This window comes from Streptomyces sp. NBC_00554, assembly GCF_041431135.1.
GTDB lineage: Bacteria > Actinomycetota > Actinomycetes > Streptomycetales > Streptomycetaceae > Streptomyces.
The window spans coordinates 971,544-986,567 of the sequence record NZ_CP107799.1; the positions used below are offsets into that span (position 1 = coordinate 971,544).

At 70.2% G+C, this 15,024-nt stretch carries 14 protein-coding genes; 12 read left to right on the top strand and 2 right to left on the bottom strand.

Annotated features, from left to right (window positions below; translation table 11 throughout):
- The first annotated feature begins 169 nt into the window (after window positions 1–169).
- The 4 genes from OG266_RS04535 to OG266_RS04550 all read left to right on the top strand — a co-directional run bounded on the left by OG266_RS04535 (window position 170) and on the right by OG266_RS04550 (window position 4,041).
- Complete coding sequence (locus tag OG266_RS04535) at window positions 170–1,594, top strand: amidase (RefSeq protein ID WP_371543006.1); 1,425 nt, start codon at window positions 170–172, stop codon at window positions 1,592–1,594.
- 47 nt (window positions 1,595–1,641) lie between these two features.
- Window positions 1,642–1,866 carry a hypothetical protein gene (locus OG266_RS04540; protein ID WP_266472245.1) on the top strand — a complete coding sequence of 75 codons (225 nt, stop codon included), beginning with the start codon at window positions 1,642–1,644 and terminating at the stop codon, window positions 1,864–1,866.
- A 178-nt stretch (window positions 1,867–2,044) separates the two neighbouring features.
- Window positions 2,045–3,535, top strand: coding sequence for a flotillin family protein (locus tag OG266_RS04545; protein ID WP_266472246.1), 1,491 nt, complete (start codon window positions 2,045–2,047; stop codon window positions 3,533–3,535).
- Window positions 3,536–3,594: 59 nt separating this feature from the next.
- Window positions 3,595–4,041 (top strand): type II toxin-antitoxin system PemK/MazF family toxin, encoded by a 447-nt coding sequence (locus tag OG266_RS04550; RefSeq protein ID WP_266472248.1) that lies wholly within the window; start codon window positions 3,595–3,597, stop codon window positions 4,039–4,041.
- A gap of 85 nt (window positions 4,042–4,126) precedes the next feature.
- Here the strand turns inward: OG266_RS04550 and OG266_RS04555 are convergent, their stop codons facing one another.
- Window positions 4,127–4,957 carry a TIGR02452 family protein gene (locus OG266_RS04555; protein ID WP_371543010.1) on the bottom strand — a complete coding sequence of 277 codons (831 nt, stop codon included), beginning with the start codon at window positions 4,955–4,957 and terminating at the stop codon, window positions 4,127–4,129.
- Between the two features lie 257 nt (window positions 4,958–5,214).
- On the opposite strand from OG266_RS04555, the gene egtA reads away from it, so the two are divergent.
- The 5 genes from egtA (at window position 5,215) to OG266_RS04580 (ending at window position 10,001) form a co-directional block, all read left to right on the top strand.
- Entirely contained in the window at window positions 5,215–6,585 is a 1,371-nt protein-coding gene (gene egtA / locus OG266_RS04560; protein ID WP_371543012.1) for an ergothioneine biosynthesis glutamate--cysteine ligase EgtA, read from the top strand.
- Window positions 6,582–7,922 (top strand): ergothioneine biosynthesis protein EgtB, encoded by a 1,341-nt coding sequence (gene egtB / locus OG266_RS04565; RefSeq protein WP_371543015.1) that lies wholly within the window; start codon window positions 6,582–6,584, stop codon window positions 7,920–7,922. The genes egtA and egtB overlap by 4 nt, the downstream gene beginning before the upstream one ends.
- The gene (gene egtC / locus OG266_RS04570; RefSeq protein WP_371543018.1) at window positions 7,922–8,713 is read left to right on the top strand and encodes an ergothioneine biosynthesis protein EgtC; all 792 of its coding nucleotides are present in this window, start codon (window positions 7,922–7,924) and stop codon (window positions 8,711–8,713) included. The genes egtB and egtC overlap by 1 nt, the downstream gene beginning before the upstream one ends.
- Window positions 8,710–9,672, top strand: coding sequence for an L-histidine N(alpha)-methyltransferase (gene egtD / locus OG266_RS04575; RefSeq protein ID WP_371543021.1), 963 nt, complete (start codon window positions 8,710–8,712; stop codon window positions 9,670–9,672). The genes egtC and egtD overlap by 4 nt, the downstream gene beginning before the upstream one ends.
- A 113-nt stretch (window positions 9,673–9,785) precedes the next feature.
- On the top strand, window positions 9,786–10,001 hold the full coding sequence (locus tag OG266_RS04580) for a dodecin (protein WP_266472267.1): 216 nt from the start codon (window positions 9,786–9,788) through the stop codon (window positions 9,999–10,001).
- A gap of 42 nt (window positions 10,002–10,043) precedes the next feature.
- On the opposite strand, the gene OG266_RS04585 is transcribed toward OG266_RS04580, so the two are convergent.
- Entirely contained in the window at window positions 10,044–10,541 is a 498-nt protein-coding gene (locus OG266_RS04585; RefSeq protein WP_329543999.1) for a hypothetical protein, read from the bottom strand.
- Between the two features lie 269 nt (window positions 10,542–10,810).
- Between OG266_RS04585 and OG266_RS04590 the strand changes: the two genes are divergently transcribed.
- Genes OG266_RS04590 through OG266_RS04600 form a run of 3 tightly spaced genes read left to right on the top strand, consistent with a single transcriptional unit; the run spans window position 10,811 to window position 15,018 of the window.
- Window positions 10,811–12,220 carry a glycoside hydrolase family 43 protein gene (locus tag OG266_RS04590; RefSeq protein WP_371543024.1) on the top strand — a complete coding sequence of 470 codons (1,410 nt, stop codon included), beginning with the start codon at window positions 10,811–10,813 and terminating at the stop codon, window positions 12,218–12,220.
- 26 nt (window positions 12,221–12,246) lie between these two features.
- A complete protein-coding gene (locus OG266_RS04595) occupies window positions 12,247–13,623 on the top strand; it encodes a glycoside hydrolase family 43 protein (RefSeq protein WP_371543027.1) in 1,377 nt (458 codons plus the stop codon).
- A gap of 42 nt (window positions 13,624–13,665) precedes the next feature.
- Complete coding sequence (locus OG266_RS04600; RefSeq protein ID WP_329544001.1) at window positions 13,666–15,018, top strand: jacalin-like lectin; 1,353 nt, start codon at window positions 13,666–13,668, stop codon at window positions 15,016–15,018.
- Window positions 15,019–15,024: the final 6 nt, after the last annotated feature.

The window sequence follows — 15,024 nt, forward strand, 5'->3', positions numbered from 1 at the left end:
GACGTCACGCATCCTTGCAGAAGCACGGCGCGCCGCTTTGCGCCGGGGGAGCCCGGCGGCCCCGGGTGGCCGGAACTCTCCCTTCCGCAAAGGATGTTCGATATCCCGTACCGGATGGCCCGTCCGGAGGTTACCGTGCGGTACACGACCTGCTTCGGAGGTGCCCCTCTTGGCTCCCGACCGTGCTCATGGCCTGGCTGAAAGTGCTCGCTCCCTCGCCGACGGCGAGGTGACCGCGCGCGAGATGGCCGAGCGGACACTGGCCCGCATCGAGGCGACCCAGCCCTCCCTGAACGCCTTCCGCCTGGTGCGCGCCGAGGCGGCGCTCGCCGAGGCCGACGCGGCGGACAAGAAGCTGGCCGCCGGAGTGCGGCTGCCGCTGCTCGGGGTGTCGGTGGCGGTGAAGGACGACATGGACGTGGCGGGCGAGCCGACCGCGTTCGGCTGCCGGGGCGATTTCCCGGCCCAGACCGAGGACGGGGAGGCTGTACGCCGCCTGCGCGCGGCCGGCGCGATCGTGATCGGCAAGACCAACACCTGCGAGCTCGGGCAGTGGCCTTTCACCGAGGGGCCCGCTTTCGGAGCCACCCGCAACCCCTGGCACGCCGACCACACGCCGGGCGGCTCCTCGGGAGGCTCAGCCGCGGCGGTGGCGGCGGGTCTGGTGCCGGCGGCGCTGGGCTCGGACGGCGCGGGCTCGGTCCGCATCCCGGCCTCCTGGACCCACCTGATCGGGATCAAACCGCAGCGTGGCCGGATCTCGACCTGGCCGCGCCCGGAGTCGTTCCAGGGCATCACGGTCAACGGGACGCTCGCCCGCACGGTCGCGGACGCGGCCCTCCTCCTGGACTCGGCGAGCGGTAACCACAAGGGCGACCTGCACCGCCCGCTTCCCCTGCGCGTGTCGGACGCGGTGGGCCGCGACCCGGGCCGGCTGCGGATCGCGCTGTCGCTGAAGCCGCCGTTCACGGCACTGCCCGCCCGGCTCGATCCCGCCATACGGGAGCGGGTCCTCGCGCTCGCGGAGCGGCTCGCGGCGCTCGGGCACGTGGTGGAGGAGGCGGAGCCGCGGTACGGGCAGATCGGGCTGTCGTTCATCCCGCGCGCGACGGTCGGTCTCGCCGAGCGGGTACGCGACGTGCCGCAGCAGGACCTCCTCGACCGGCGCACCCGCGACGCCGCCCGGCTGGGACGCGTACTCGGCGGCGCACCCCTGCGGGTGGCCCGCCGCGCCGAGGCGACGCTGCACCGGCGGATCGGGGCGCTCTTCGAGACGTACGACGTGCTCCTCGCGCCGACGACCGCCGCTCCCCCGCCCCTCATCGGCTCGATGGTGAACCTGAACGGGCTGGGCACCGACCGGGCCATGATCGCCGCGTGTCCGTTCGCGTGGCCGTGGAACGTGCTGGGCTGGCCCGGGGTCAACGTGCCCGCGGGGTTCGTGGGCGACGCTCTGCCGGTCGGCGCCCAGCTGCTCGGTCCGGCGAACAGCGAGCCGCTGCTCGTGTCGCTGGCCGCCCAGTTGGAGGCGGATCTGCGGTGGCACGAACTGTGGCCGCCCCACGGGACCGTCGTGGACTCCCCTGCGGTGTAAAGGAGTTCGTCGGGGCCGCTGTGACCAGCGGATTCCGGCCGTAGTCTGTGGTCATGGACGATGCGCCGATGGTCGGGTTGATGGGGCGGGTCACCGGCACGGTCGGGCCCGGGCTCGTCGGCGAGGTGATCGTCCGGGTACGCGGCGGCGCCGAGCACTTCCTCGCGTATCCCGCCGCCGCCAAGGACCGTATCGAGACGGGCACGGTGGTGATGGTCGTGGAGTACCTGCCGCCGCGGACCGTGTACGTCTCGGCGGCGTACGACAGTTGACGAGTGGGCGGCGTACGGCGATCAACGCGTCCCCAGCTCGTCTGCGCACGCGCCGTCCCAGGTGAGAGCCGTATTCGTCAAGATTGCAACAAGGATTCGTCAGTGCCTGTCCCCCGGCCTTGCGCAGGAGCACACTCCCTTCGTTCGGTGCCGAAAGGGCACCATCCAAAGGGGGCGTATGCCGATGGTTGTCGGCGTCGTGGCGGGGGCTGTTGTCCTCGCGCTGATCTTCATCGTTGTGGTTTTCAAGCTCATGTGGCGGGTCGCTGAGCCCAACGAAGCGCTGATCATTTCCGGTTCGAAGCATCGGACCGAAGGCCTTGAAGAAGGCATGGGATTCCGCATCGTGACGGGGCGCGGCACGCTGGTGCTGCCGGGTGTGCAGGCGGTGCGCAAGATCTCGCTCGACCTCAACGAGACCGAGCTGCACGTGGACTGCGTGACCCATCAGGGCATTCCGCTCAAGGTGCGGGGCGTGGTCATCTTCAAGGTGGGCGACGACTTCGTGTCGATCGCCAACGCGGGCCGCCGCTTCCTCGACCAGCAGAAGCTGATGTCGGAGCGGGTGCACAACGTGTTCGCCGGTCATCTGCGGTCCATCGTCGGCGGGTTGACCGTCGAGGACATGATCCGCGACCGGGAGAAGCTGACCGGCCAGACCCGGGCCGCCTGCGGGACCGAGATGGAGAAGCTGGGTCTGATCGTCGACTCGCTGCAGATCCACGAGATCGAGGACCCGACCGGCTACATCAAGAACCTGGCCATGCCGCACGCCGCCGCCGTACAGCGCGACGCGCGGATCGCGCAGGCCGAGGCGAACCGGCTCGCCACCGAGGCCGAACAGAAGGCCGCGGCACGGATGTCGGAGGCGACCCGGGACAGCGAGATCCTCCAGGCCGGCTACCAGGCCGAGCGCGACAAGGCGGCCGCCAAGGCCCAGCAGGCCGGACCGCTCGCGGATGCGGCCGCCCGGCAGGACGTCGTCGTACAGGAGACGCGCATCGCCGAACTCGAGGCGCAGCGCCGTGAGCAGCAGCTCCAGGCGGACGTCCGCAAGCCGGCGGACGCCAAGGCGTACGAGACACGGGCCAGGGCCGAGGCCGAGCGTGACGCGCGGATCTCCGCCGCGCAGGCCAAGGCCCAGGAGACCGAGCTCGCTGCCGCGGCGGAGGCGACCCGGGTCAAGACGGCCGCGGGCGCCGAGGCCGAGGCAACGAAGGCGCGGGGCGTGGCCGCCGCGTCGGCGACGCGGGCCACCGGTGAGGCCGAGGCCGCCGCAGCTCAGGCCAAGGGGCTCGCCGCCGCCGAGGCGACGCGCGCCCAGGGTCTCGCGGAGGCCGAGGCCATCAAGGCGCGGGCCGCCGCCCTCGCCGAAAACCAGGAGGCCGTGGTCGCCCAGCAACTCGCGGAGAACTGGCCGGAGATCGTCCGGGCGGGCGCGAGCGCCTTCGGCAACGTCGAACACATGGTGCTGCTCAACGGCGCCGACGGGATGTCGGACATGTTCGCCAAGGCGCTCACCATGGGCGGCACGGGGCTCGGCCTGGCACGGCAGTTGCTCGCGTCGATGAACCAGAACGGTACGGCGCCGGACGGTGCAACGGCCGGGGTCAACGGCGTTGTGCCGCCGCGTTCGGAGAGGGTGCCGGTGGAGCAGGACAAGGCGTGAGGCCGTGAGCTTCGGGGGTACGGGAGTTGGCTTCCGTACCCCCGAAGTAACGTGACCCCGTGACTGCCTCAACCGATGAAGACGTCCCCGGCCGCTACGGCCCCTCCGCGACCACCGAAGCCGAGCCCCGCGAGGTGGGCCGGGTGCGGACGGAGTACTCCCCCGCGCACGACGGCGACCCGGATCCCGGCGAGATCGTCTGGACGTGGGTGCCCTTCGAAGAGAACGACGGGCGTGGCAAGGACCGTCCGGTGCTCGTCGTCGCCCGCGAGGACGAGGGGACGTTTCTCGCCGTCCAGCTGTCGAGCAAGCGGCACGACGGTGACCGCGAGTGGGTGCCGATCGGGAGCGGGCCGTGGGATCGGACCGGGCGGGACTCGTGGGTGGATGTGGATCGCGTGCTGCGGCTGCATGAGGAGGGGATGCGGCGGGAGGCTTGTGCGCTGGACCGGATGCGGTTCAACTCCGTTGTGCGGCGGTTGCAGGAAAGGTACGGGTGGCGGTAGGCCGTGTTTCGACTGCGGGTGCGTTGTGGCTGGTCGCGCCCCGCGGCGGAGCCGCAAATGTCACAGCCCCGCGCCCCTGAGTCTGTTACCCAACCCGGAAATGCGATTCAAACGTACGCTCGAATGCGCCTCTCGTCGCCGAACCCGCCGTACGGTCCAGGACCCCGAACACGACGTGCTCGAAGTAGCCCTCGAAGCGGCCCTTGACCAGCAGGCCGTGGAAGGCGCTCGCCACCTGGGCCGGGTCGTTCTGGAAGACTCCGCAGCCCCATGCGCCGAGCACCAGTCGTCGGTAGCCGTGGGCCGCAGCGACCTCGAGGACCCGCTCGGCGCGTACGGCCAGGGCTTGTGGGAGTTCCGGTGTGCGCTCCGGGGCGGTGCGCAGGACCACTCCGGCGTTGGGTGCCGCGGCGGTCAGGAATGCGGCCGTGTAGGGCTCGTCGAGGAGTCGCCCGCGGTCGTCGCGGAAGACGGGCACGGCGGGTGAGTGGATGACACGGTCCGTGTAGAACGGATCGCGGTGGGTGCGGTGGTGGTCGTAGAACGGCCGGGCCCGCAGCAGGCAGGTGTACAGCGCGGAGGCCCGGCAGAGGGCCTCTTCCTGGGCCTGCGCACCCTTGAGATAGCCGCCGCCGGGATTGCGCGCCGAGGAGAAGTTCAGGACGGCGACGGGGTCCGGCCCGCCCGCGAGCCGCCGGGCGGCCTCCAGGCTGCTCTCCCCCGTGACCTCGAACGTCGTGTCCACAGGGCTGACCGGGGAGATCTCCACGGGCTCAGGGCCGTACATCCGTGTGCCGTCCCTGGCGGTGTCGACCGCCGCGGCGATCGGCACCGTGCGCCCGTCGGACGCGCGGTACGAACCGGCCGCGACGATCTCCTCCGTGTGCTGTGCGATCCCGCGCAGGCGCGCGCTCACGGCGCGACCCCCGTACGCTCCGTGAACGCGCCCCGCGCGATCTCCCCCGTCGTGCTCATGAACGCATCGTGAGCGATGCTGGTCATGCTGCGCAACAGAGTTTCTTGGGTTTGCAAACAGTGGTTCCCGGTCCTTAAAGCGACGATCTGCACCCTTGTGCGAACAGGCGTGCGTGGTCTTGGGTAGGACGAGCATTGCCGGTCCGGCCCTACAGACGGCGGGCCGGCGGCATGGTGGAATCTCAGGAGGATCCCGACATGTCCGATTCGGTGAGTGACTGTACGGAGCACCGCTCCGTTGTCACCGAGGCCGAGGTGGAAGCGCTGGTCCGAGGCATCTGCTTCAAGACCGGACCACCTCGATTCATCGGTGTCGAAGTGGAATGGTTCGTCCACGAGCTGCGGCTGCCGCGGCTCCCGGTAAGACCGGAACGACTGGAAGCGGCCTACGCCGCACTGCGGACCCTGCCCCTGCGTTCGGCGCTCACCGTCGAACCCGGCGGACAGCTGGAGCTCAGCTCCCTTCCCGCCGCCTCCCTGATGGAGTGCATCGGGTCCGTCTCCGCCGACCTCGACGCCGTACGCGCGGTACTGCGCGAGGCGGATCTCGGCCTCACTGGCTACGGCCAGGATCCCTGGAACCCCCCGAGCCGCTTCCTCCATGAGCCGCGGTACGACGCCATGGAGCAGTACCTCGACCGCACGGGTCCCGAGGGGCGCGCCATGATGTGCACCTCCGCCTCCGTCCAGGTGTGCCTGGACGCCGGGTACGAGGAGCCGGGCCCGCTCGGGCACGGGCGCCGCTGGTGGATGGCGCACCAGCTCGGCGCGGTCCTGCTGGCGGCTTTCGCCCACTCCCCGATGGCCCGGGGACGGCACACCGGCTGGCGCTCCACGCGGCAGTCGCTGTGGGCGGCAATGGACCCCGGGCGGTCCAACGCGCCTCCGCTGGGTCCCGAGCCGCGTGCCGCCTGGGCCAGGCGCGTCCTGGACGCGCCGGTGATGTGCGTACGGGCGCCGGACGGCCCCTGGGACGTACCGGAAGACCTGAGTTTCCGGGCGTGGACCCGCTCCGACAATCCGCCGGACCGGGCCGACCTCGACTATCACCTGACGACGCTGTTCCCGCCGGTGCGACCGCGCGGCCATCTGGAACTGCGCATGATCGACGCGCAGCCGGGCGACGACGGGTGGATCGTGCCGCTCGCCGTGACGACGGCGCTCTTCGACGACCCGGAGGCCGCGGAGCTCGCCTACCGGACCGTCAAGCCCCTTGCGGAGAGGGCGGGTTCGCTGCCGGCTCCGCGCAATCCGCTGTGGGAGGACGCCGCACGGCACGGTCTCACCGACCCCGAGCTGCGTGAGGCCGCCGTGATCTGTTTCGCGGCGGCTGCCGAGGCCCTGCCCCGGCTCGGCGCCACCACCGAGGTCCTGGACGCCGTCGCGGAGTACACCGACCGCTTCGTGGCCCGGGGCCGCTGCCCCGCCGACGATCTGCTCGTCCAACTCCAGGGCCGGTCCCACAACCGGTCCGAGGGCCCGTCCCGCAGTCAGCGCCTCGACGGGTTCCATGACCGGCTCGACGGTCGCTTCCACGGTCAGTTCCAAGGGAAGGACATCGGCTCATGACCGCCCCCGAATCAGTCACGGACCCCGAATCGCTCACGGATCCCGAGTCGCTCAGGGAGCGTGCCCTCGACGCGCTGACCACCGCCCGCGACCGCACCGCGCTCCTCACCTCGTGCGTCGAGGAGCCCGAACTGACCGCGCAGCACTCGCCGTTGATGTCCCCGCTGGTGTGGGACCTGGCGCACATCGGCAACCAGGAGGAGCTGTGGCTGCTGCGGGCGGTCGCGGGGCGTGACGCCATGCGGCCTGAGATCGACGGGCTGTACGACGCGTTCGAGCACTCGCGCGCCGAGCGGCCCTCGCTGCCGCTGCTGCCGCCCGGGGAAGCCCGCCATTACGCCGCCGAGGTGCGCGGGCGGGCGCTGGACATCCTGGAGAGCACCGCGTTCGGCGGGACCCGGCTGACCGAGGCGGGCTTCGCCTTCGGGATGATCGCGCAGCATGAACAGCAGCACGACGAGACGATGCTGATCACCCATCAGCTCCGCAAGGGACCCGCGGCCCTGACGGCGCCGGATCCCGCGCCCGTCCCGCTGTTCACCGGTCCCGCCGAAGTCCTGGTTCCCGGCGGCCCGTTCACGATGGGCACGTCCACCGAGCCGTGGGCGCTGGACAACGAGCGGCCCGCGCATCGACGTACGGTCCCGTCGTTCTTCATCGACACCACACCGGTGACGAACGCCGCGTACCAGGCCTTCATCGCGGACGGCGGCTACGGCACCGCACGCTGGTGGGCTCCGGAGGGCTGGGACCACATCCGGACGCACGGCATCGAGGCGCCGCTGTTCTGGCGTCACGAAGGCGGGCAGTGGCTGCGGCGCCGCTTCGGCGTCACCGAGGTGGTGCCGCCCGACGAGCCCGTGCTGCACGTCAGCTGGTACGAGGCCGACGCGTACGCCCGCTGGGCGGGGCGGCGGCTGCCCACCGAGGCCGAGTGGGAGAAGGCGGCCCGCCACGACCCGGCGTCCGGCCGCTCCAGGCGCTATCCGTGGGGCGACGCCGACCCGGCCCCCGAGCACGCCAACCTGGGCCAGCGCCATCTGCGTCCGGCGCCGGCGGGCAGCTATCCGGCCGGCGAATCGCCGCTCGGCGTACGGCAGTTGATCGGCGACGTGTGGGAGTGGACGTCGAGCGACCTGTCGCCCTACCCGGGGTTCGCGGCCTTCCCGTACAAGGAGTACTCGGAGGTGTTCTTCGGCCCGGAGTACAAGGTGCTGCGCGGCGGTTCGTTCGCGGTGGACGCGGTGGCCTGCCGAGGGACCTTCCGCAACTGGGACTATCCGATCCGGCGGCAGATCTTCTCCGGGTTCCGCACCGCCCGCTCGGAGAATGCCTGATGTGCCGTCATCTGGCGTTCCTGGGAACCGAGGAACCGCTCGGGAGACTCCTCGTGGAGCCGCCGCACAGCCTGTTCCGGCAGTCCTGGGCGCCCCGGCGGCAGCGGCACGGGACGGTCAACGCCGATGGTTTCGGGGTGGGTTGGTACGCCGAGGGAGACCCTCTGCCCGCCCGCTACCGCCGTACCGGGCCCATCTGGGGCGATCAGTCGTTCGCGGATCTGGCACGTGTCGTCCGGACCACCGCGTTGCTCGCGGCGGTCCGGGACGCGACCGTCGCGGGTGCCGACGGGGAGGCCGCGGCGGCGCCGTTCGCTGCGGGCCCCTGGCTGTTCAGTCACAACGGCGCCGTCCTCGGGTGGCCGCGCTCCCTGGCCCCGCTCGTCCAGAGCCTGCCCGCGATGGAGTTGCTGTCGATGGAGGCGCGCTGCGACTCGGCGCTCGTATGGGCGCTGCTCCTGCACCGGCTGCACGAGGGCGACGACGAGAGCCAGGCGCTGGCCGACACGGTCGTCGAGGTGGCCGAGGCGGCGCCGGGATCCCGGCTCAACCTGCTCCTCACCAACGGCGATTCGATCACCGCGACGGCGTGGGGCGACACCCTCTGGTACCTCACCGAGCCCGGCCACCGCACGGTCGTGGCCTCCGAGCCCTACGACGAGGACCCGCGCTGGCAGGAGGTGCCGGACCGCACGCTGCTGTCGGCGACCCGCGACGACGTCCTGCTCAGCCCGCTGAAGGACCCGCACGACCACCTGCCATCCGCACCTTCGAAGGAGCCCCGTACGTGAGCCCGTTCCTTCTCACCCGCACCCTGGCCGAGGACGCCACGGAGGCCGCGCTGCGCGCCGACGTCCTGCACGGTCTCACCCGTACCCCGAAAACGCTGCCGCCGAAGTGGTTCTACGACGCGCACGGCAGCGAGCTCTTCGAGAAGATCACCGAGCTGCCCGAGTACTACCCCACCCGGGCCGAGCGGGAGATCCTGATCGCCCGGGCCGCCGAGATCGCCGGGGCGACCGGTGCGCGCACCCTGGTCGAGCTGGGGTCCGGCTCGTCCGAGAAGACGCGGTATCTGCTCGACGCGCTGCCGGGGCTGCACACCTACGTCCCGGTCGACGTCAGCGAAGCCGCCCTCACCCAGGCCGGGCAGGCGCTGATCGCCGAGCAGCCGGACCTCAGCGTGCACGCGCTGATCGCCGACTTCACCGGCGGTCTCTCGCTTCCCGGTACTCCCGGGCCGCGGCTGGTGGCGTTCCTCGGCGGCACGATCGGCAATCTGCTGCCCGCCGAGCGCGCCACGTTCCTGTCCTCCGTACGGGCCCTGCTGTCGCCCGGCGACGCGCTGCTGCTCGGCACGGACCTGGTCAAGGACGAGTCGGTCCTGGTCACCGCGTACGACGACGCGGCCGGAGTGACCGCCGCGTTCAACAAGAACGTGCTGAGCGTCGTCAACCGCGAGCTCGGCGCCGACTTCGACCCGGACGCGTTCGACCACGTCGCCCTCTGGGACAGCGAGCACGAGTGGATCGAGATGCGGTTGCGCTCGCGCGCCGAGCAGACCGTGAAGATCCCGGCCCTCGACCTCGCCGTCGACTTCGCGGACGGCGAGGAACTGCGCACCGAGATCTCGGCGAAGTTCCGCGAGGAGGGCGTACGCGGCGAGCTGGCCGCGGCGGGCTTCGAGTTGGCCCACTGGTGGACGGACACGGAGGGCCGTTTCGCGCTGTCGCTGAGCACCGCCGGGTAGCGGAGGGCGCTCACGTCATCCACGGTATGCCCCCACACCTCGCGGACCGCCGCACTGTGGGGCACCGTGGAATGACGCGTGGCACACCCGCCACGGCGGAGAGGAGTACCCGCATGTCCGACCACACGTACCGGGTCACCGAGATCGTCGGCACCTCCCACGAGGGCGTCGACCAGGCCATTCGCAATGGCATCACCCGCGCCTCGCAGACCCTGCGCGGGCTGGACTGGTTCGAGGTCACGCAGGTCAGGGGGCAGATCGTGAACGGGCAGATCGAGCACTACCAGGTCGGCCTGAAGGTCGGATTCCGCCTGGAGGACGGCGCCTGACCCGTAGCCCCGCCACGAGGCCGGCAAGGCTCGGCGGGGCCCTCAGGTCCGCCCCTCACGCTCCTGCGCGTCCTTCAGCGCCTCGGACGCGCCGGTCCAGCGTGCCCGTACGACCGTGAAGCCCGCCCGCTCCGCGTCCTCGCAGACGAGCTCGTCGTCGTCCACGAGGACGCGGATCTCGCGGTCGCGGGCGAGCCGGCGGAGGATCTCCAGCTTGGTGCGGCGGGCCGGCCTGCGGTCGTCGTTGCGCCGCATCCAGACGCGGCCCTCGGGCAGCCCCTGTGCGGCCAGCCAGTCGAGCGTGTCGCGTCGGCACCGCTCGGGGCGGCCGGTGAGGTAGACGACCTCGCACTCCTCCGCGCTCTTCAGCGCCAGCGCCACGCCCTCGGCGAGCGGCGGATCCTGCGGCGCCGCCGCGAAGAACGCGGCCCAGTCCCGCGGCTTGCGCTCCAGGAAATGCTGCCGATGCGCGGAGTCCGCGAGTGTGCCGTCCAGGTCGTACACGGCGAGTGGTCTGCTGCTCTTCTGCTCCACGCCCATCAGCCTAAACAGCGCCCGCCGTGCTCGGCGCGCCGTGGCAGCCGATCCCCCGCGTGAACACGTACAACTTCCGTCTCCGCGGGCACTGTTCACAGCAGCAGCAAGCCCTTACCGTATTGCCTCGCACAGCATGTCGTACAACGTTCGGAATTTCGAACCAGAGCAGGGCGGCGGAGGGACACCATCGCCCGGCTCGTCGGAATGCGCAGGTCTCCGCGTCGCCCACGCTCGACAGACGTCACTTCCTCATCCCCACGGGAGAGCCGCCCATGAACACACCGGACCCAGCCGCGCCCGCAGTCCCCCGCTCGCCGTCCCGCCGGAGCCTCCTGCGCGCGATGGTCGCCCTGCCCGCCGGTGCCCTCATCCTGAGTGAACTGCCCAGTCTTGTCGGCACCGCCGCCGCGGCGGCGCCCGCCCGTGGCTATGCCACCCGCTACACCATCGTGCCGTTCCTCAACAGCAACGACGGCACCGTCAACGTCTACGAGTCCGACGACGCGACCGACTTCAGACTCCTCAAGGCATCCGCATACACGCCGCCCAGCAACCGCATCCGCGATGCCAGCGTCTTCCGGCACACCGACGGCTACTACTACATCACCTACACCACGCACACCTGGCAGGACACCAGCACCACCATCGGCTTCGCCCGCAGCTCCGACCGGCTCAACTGGACGTTCCTGTACGACTACACGGTCCCCATCGCCAACCTCTCGCGTGCGTGGGCGCCCGAGTGGTTCGTCGACAGCGACGGCAGCGTGAACATCATCGTGTCCTGCTCGGTCACGAGCGACGAGTGGATCTTCACGCCCTATCTACTGAAGGCCACCAATTCCGCGCTCACGGCCTGGAGTTCGCCCGTCGCACTGTCCGGCATCGGCTCGAACCACATCGACACGTTCATCGTGAAGATCGGCTCGACCTATCACGCGTTCACGAAGAACGAGACGACGAAGTACATCGAGTACGCCACCGCCTCCAGCCTCACCGGCACGTACACCATCAGCAGGACCGGCAACTGGGCGGGCTGGGGCGGCACACGAGAGGGTCCGGCCCTGGTCCAGCTCGACAACGGCGGATGGCGGATCTTCTTCGACGGCTACGGCGACGGCAGTTACTACTTCAGTGACAGCTACGACACCTTCGCCACCTGGAGCGCCCCGAAGGCACTGCCGGTCATCTCCGGCACCGCCCGCCACTTCACCGTGATCAGGGAGACGGTCTCCGGCGGCGTGACCCTGCCGACCGGCGTCACCCGCTCCTTCCGATCGGGCAACTACACCACCCGCCACTGGCAGGAGCAGTCCGCCCTGCTCAACCTCCCCGTGGTGACCAGCTCCAGCAAGACCGCGGAGAAGCAGGCGTCCACCTTCACCATCGTGGCGGGCCTCGCCGACGCGAACGGCTACTCCTTCCGGGACGCGGCCGGCAACTACCTGCGCCACTGGGACTTCCGCGCCCGCTTCGACGCGAACGACGGCACCTCGACGTTCGCCAAGGACGCCACGTTCGTCGCAAGGTCCAGTGCGACGAGCGGCGCCGTCCGCCTGGAGTCGTACAACTACCCGGGCTACTTCCTGCGCCACTACAACTACCAGCTCCGTGTGGACCTGACGGCCGGCACCGACCTGTTCCGCCAGGACAGCTCCTTCGTCCCCGTCACCGCCTGGGCATGACCGACACCGCGAGAGAGAAGACCAGGATGAGCAACGACTCGAACCCGTCCCGCCGTGGTGTGCTCGGTGCGATGGCCGCCCTCACCGCCGGTATGACCATCGGCGCCCCGTCCGCCCGCGCCGCGGACGCAACCGCGTACGTGATGGGCTACTTCACCGAGTCCCCGGACTTCAGCGGCGCCGACTACGGCCTGCACCTGGCCGTCAGCACCGACTCGCTCCAGTGGACCCCGCTCAACCAGAACAACCCCGTCGTCACCCCGACCGGAGGCACCGGCGGCCTGCGCGACCCGTTCATCATGCGCAAGCAGGACGGCACCTTCGTGGTGATCGCCACCGACCTCAAGGGCACCGACTGGAGCCTGCAGAGCCAGTACATCCATGTCTGGGACTCCGCAGACCTGCGCTCCTTCACCGGCTACCGCCGGCTGAAGCTGCACGAGATGGCCACCCACAGCTGGGCACCCGAGGCCTACTGGGACGCGGGCCGCGGCCAGTACGGAATCATCTACTCCGCCGTCAACTCCAGTGGTCACAACGTCATCATGGTCAACTACACGACCGACTTCGTGACGGCGTCGGCCGCACAGGTCTTCTTCGACCCCGGCTACGACGTGATCGACGGCGACCTGGCCGTCGGCGTGAACGGCGTGAACTACCTGTACTTCAAGAAGGACCAGACACTGGTGGGCGCCAGGTCCACCACCCTGAACCCGGGCAGCTTCACCGTGTTCAGCACGCCGGTCGCCCATGGCGGCACCGAGGCCCCGACCCTGGTGAAGTCCCTGACGTCCAGCGCCTGGTACCTCTGGGGCGACACCTACACGCCCAACGGCGTCTTCTACGCCTGGCAGTCCACCGACCTGGCCGCCGGCACCTGGACCGCGGTCGACCAGCGGCTCTACACCCAGCCGCTCAACTCCAAGCACTGCACGATCCAGTCGATCACCACGGCCGAGTACAACAACCTTGTGGCGAGGTACGGGACACCGGCCTGGAACCGGATCAAGTCCTACAACTACCCGGCCCGTTACGTCCGCCACTCCGCCTACGTCGGCCGGATCGACGAGTACCCGTTCGACCCGTTCGCCGACTCGCAGTGGAAGCTGGTGCCGGGTCTCGCCGACGCCTCAGGTGTGTCCTTCCAGTCGGTCAACTACCCGACCCGCTACCTGCGGCACTACAACTACGAGCTGCGGCTGGACGCCACCGACAGTACGACGGCGTTCGCGCAGGACGCCACGTTCTACCGGACCGCGGGCCTGGCCGACACCTCATGGTCATCTTTCCGCTCCTACAACAACCCGGACCGTTACATCAGGCACGCAAACTACGTGCTGCGCATCGATCCGATCTCCACCGCCACAGCCAGGGCCGACGCCACGTTCTCGGTCGGCTACTGACCCCCTCGGTTACTGACCCCCTCGCCCCCAGGAGACACCCCCATGTCACCCCACCGCAGACTTCTCGCCTGTCTGGCAGCGGCAGCCGCCACCCTTGGCGGACTCACGGCGGCCGCTCCCGCCGCCGCGGCCGCCGACTCGGGCACCTTCAACGTGCTCTCCTACAACGTCGCCGGACTCCCCGAGGCCATCTCCAGCGCCCCCACACCCCGTGAGTCCAGCACCACGACGATCGGCCAGCGGATCGCCCCGTACGACATCGTCCAAGTGCAGGAGGACTTCAACTACCACGCCTACCTCTACGCCGCCGACACCGCGCACGCCTATCGCACCGCGACCAGCGGCGGCGCGGGCATAGGCAGCGGTCTCAACACCCTGTCGAAGATCTCCTACGACGGCGACGACTTCGAGCGCTCCGGCTGGAACTCCTGCCAGCTGGACTCCGGCGACTGTCTGACCCCCAAGGGCTTCACCTTCATGCGTGAGCGCCTCTCCGAGGGCGTCTACGTCGACTTCTACAACCTGCACACCAACGCCGGTACCAGCGACGGCGATCTGGCCTCGCGCGCGGACAACCTCAACCAGCTCTCCGCCTTCATCCAGAGCCACTCGGCGGGCAACGCCGTCGTGGTCATGGGCGACACCAACACCCGCTACACCCGCTCCGGCGACACCATCGCTGAGTTCGCCGCCGCCAACGGGCTCACCGACCCCTGGGTGCAGCTGATCCGCGGCGGTGTGGCCCCCACCAAGGGCAGCGACGCGCTGGTCTGCGACCAGACCGGGACCACCGTGCCCAACACCTGCGAGGTCGTGGACAAGGTCCTCTACCGCAGCAGCAAGCTGGTCTCCCTCAACGCGACTTCGTACAACAACGAGCACGCCAAGTTCCTGGAAACCGGCAGCAACCTCATGCTCTCCGACCACGACCCGATCACGGTCGGCTTCACCTGGTCGCGCAACTCCGCCTTCCAGCTGAGCGACCAGTTCGGCGGCCCGCACGGGAACTACTTCACCGACATGAACAGCGTGCCGGCCGGCGCCCGCGCCACCACCGTCTCGCTGCGCGCCGGTTCACGCGTCGACCAGATGGCGCTGACGCTGAGCAACGGCACGACGCTCGCGCACGGCGGCACGGGCGGCACCGCTTCCTCACTCACCCTTGGCAGCGGCGAGTACGTCACCTCGACGCAGCTGTGCCAGGGCGTGAAGGACAGCCAGACGCGGATCTTCTACACGAAGTTCACCACCAACCTCGGCCGCACCCTGGCCGGCGGCACGTCGACCTCCGACTGCGTGACCCGCACGGCGCCGTCCGGCTGGCAGATCGCCGGCTTCCACGGCCGCACGGGCGACGAGGTCGACAAGATCGGCTTCATCTACACCCAGCGCTGACCGGTT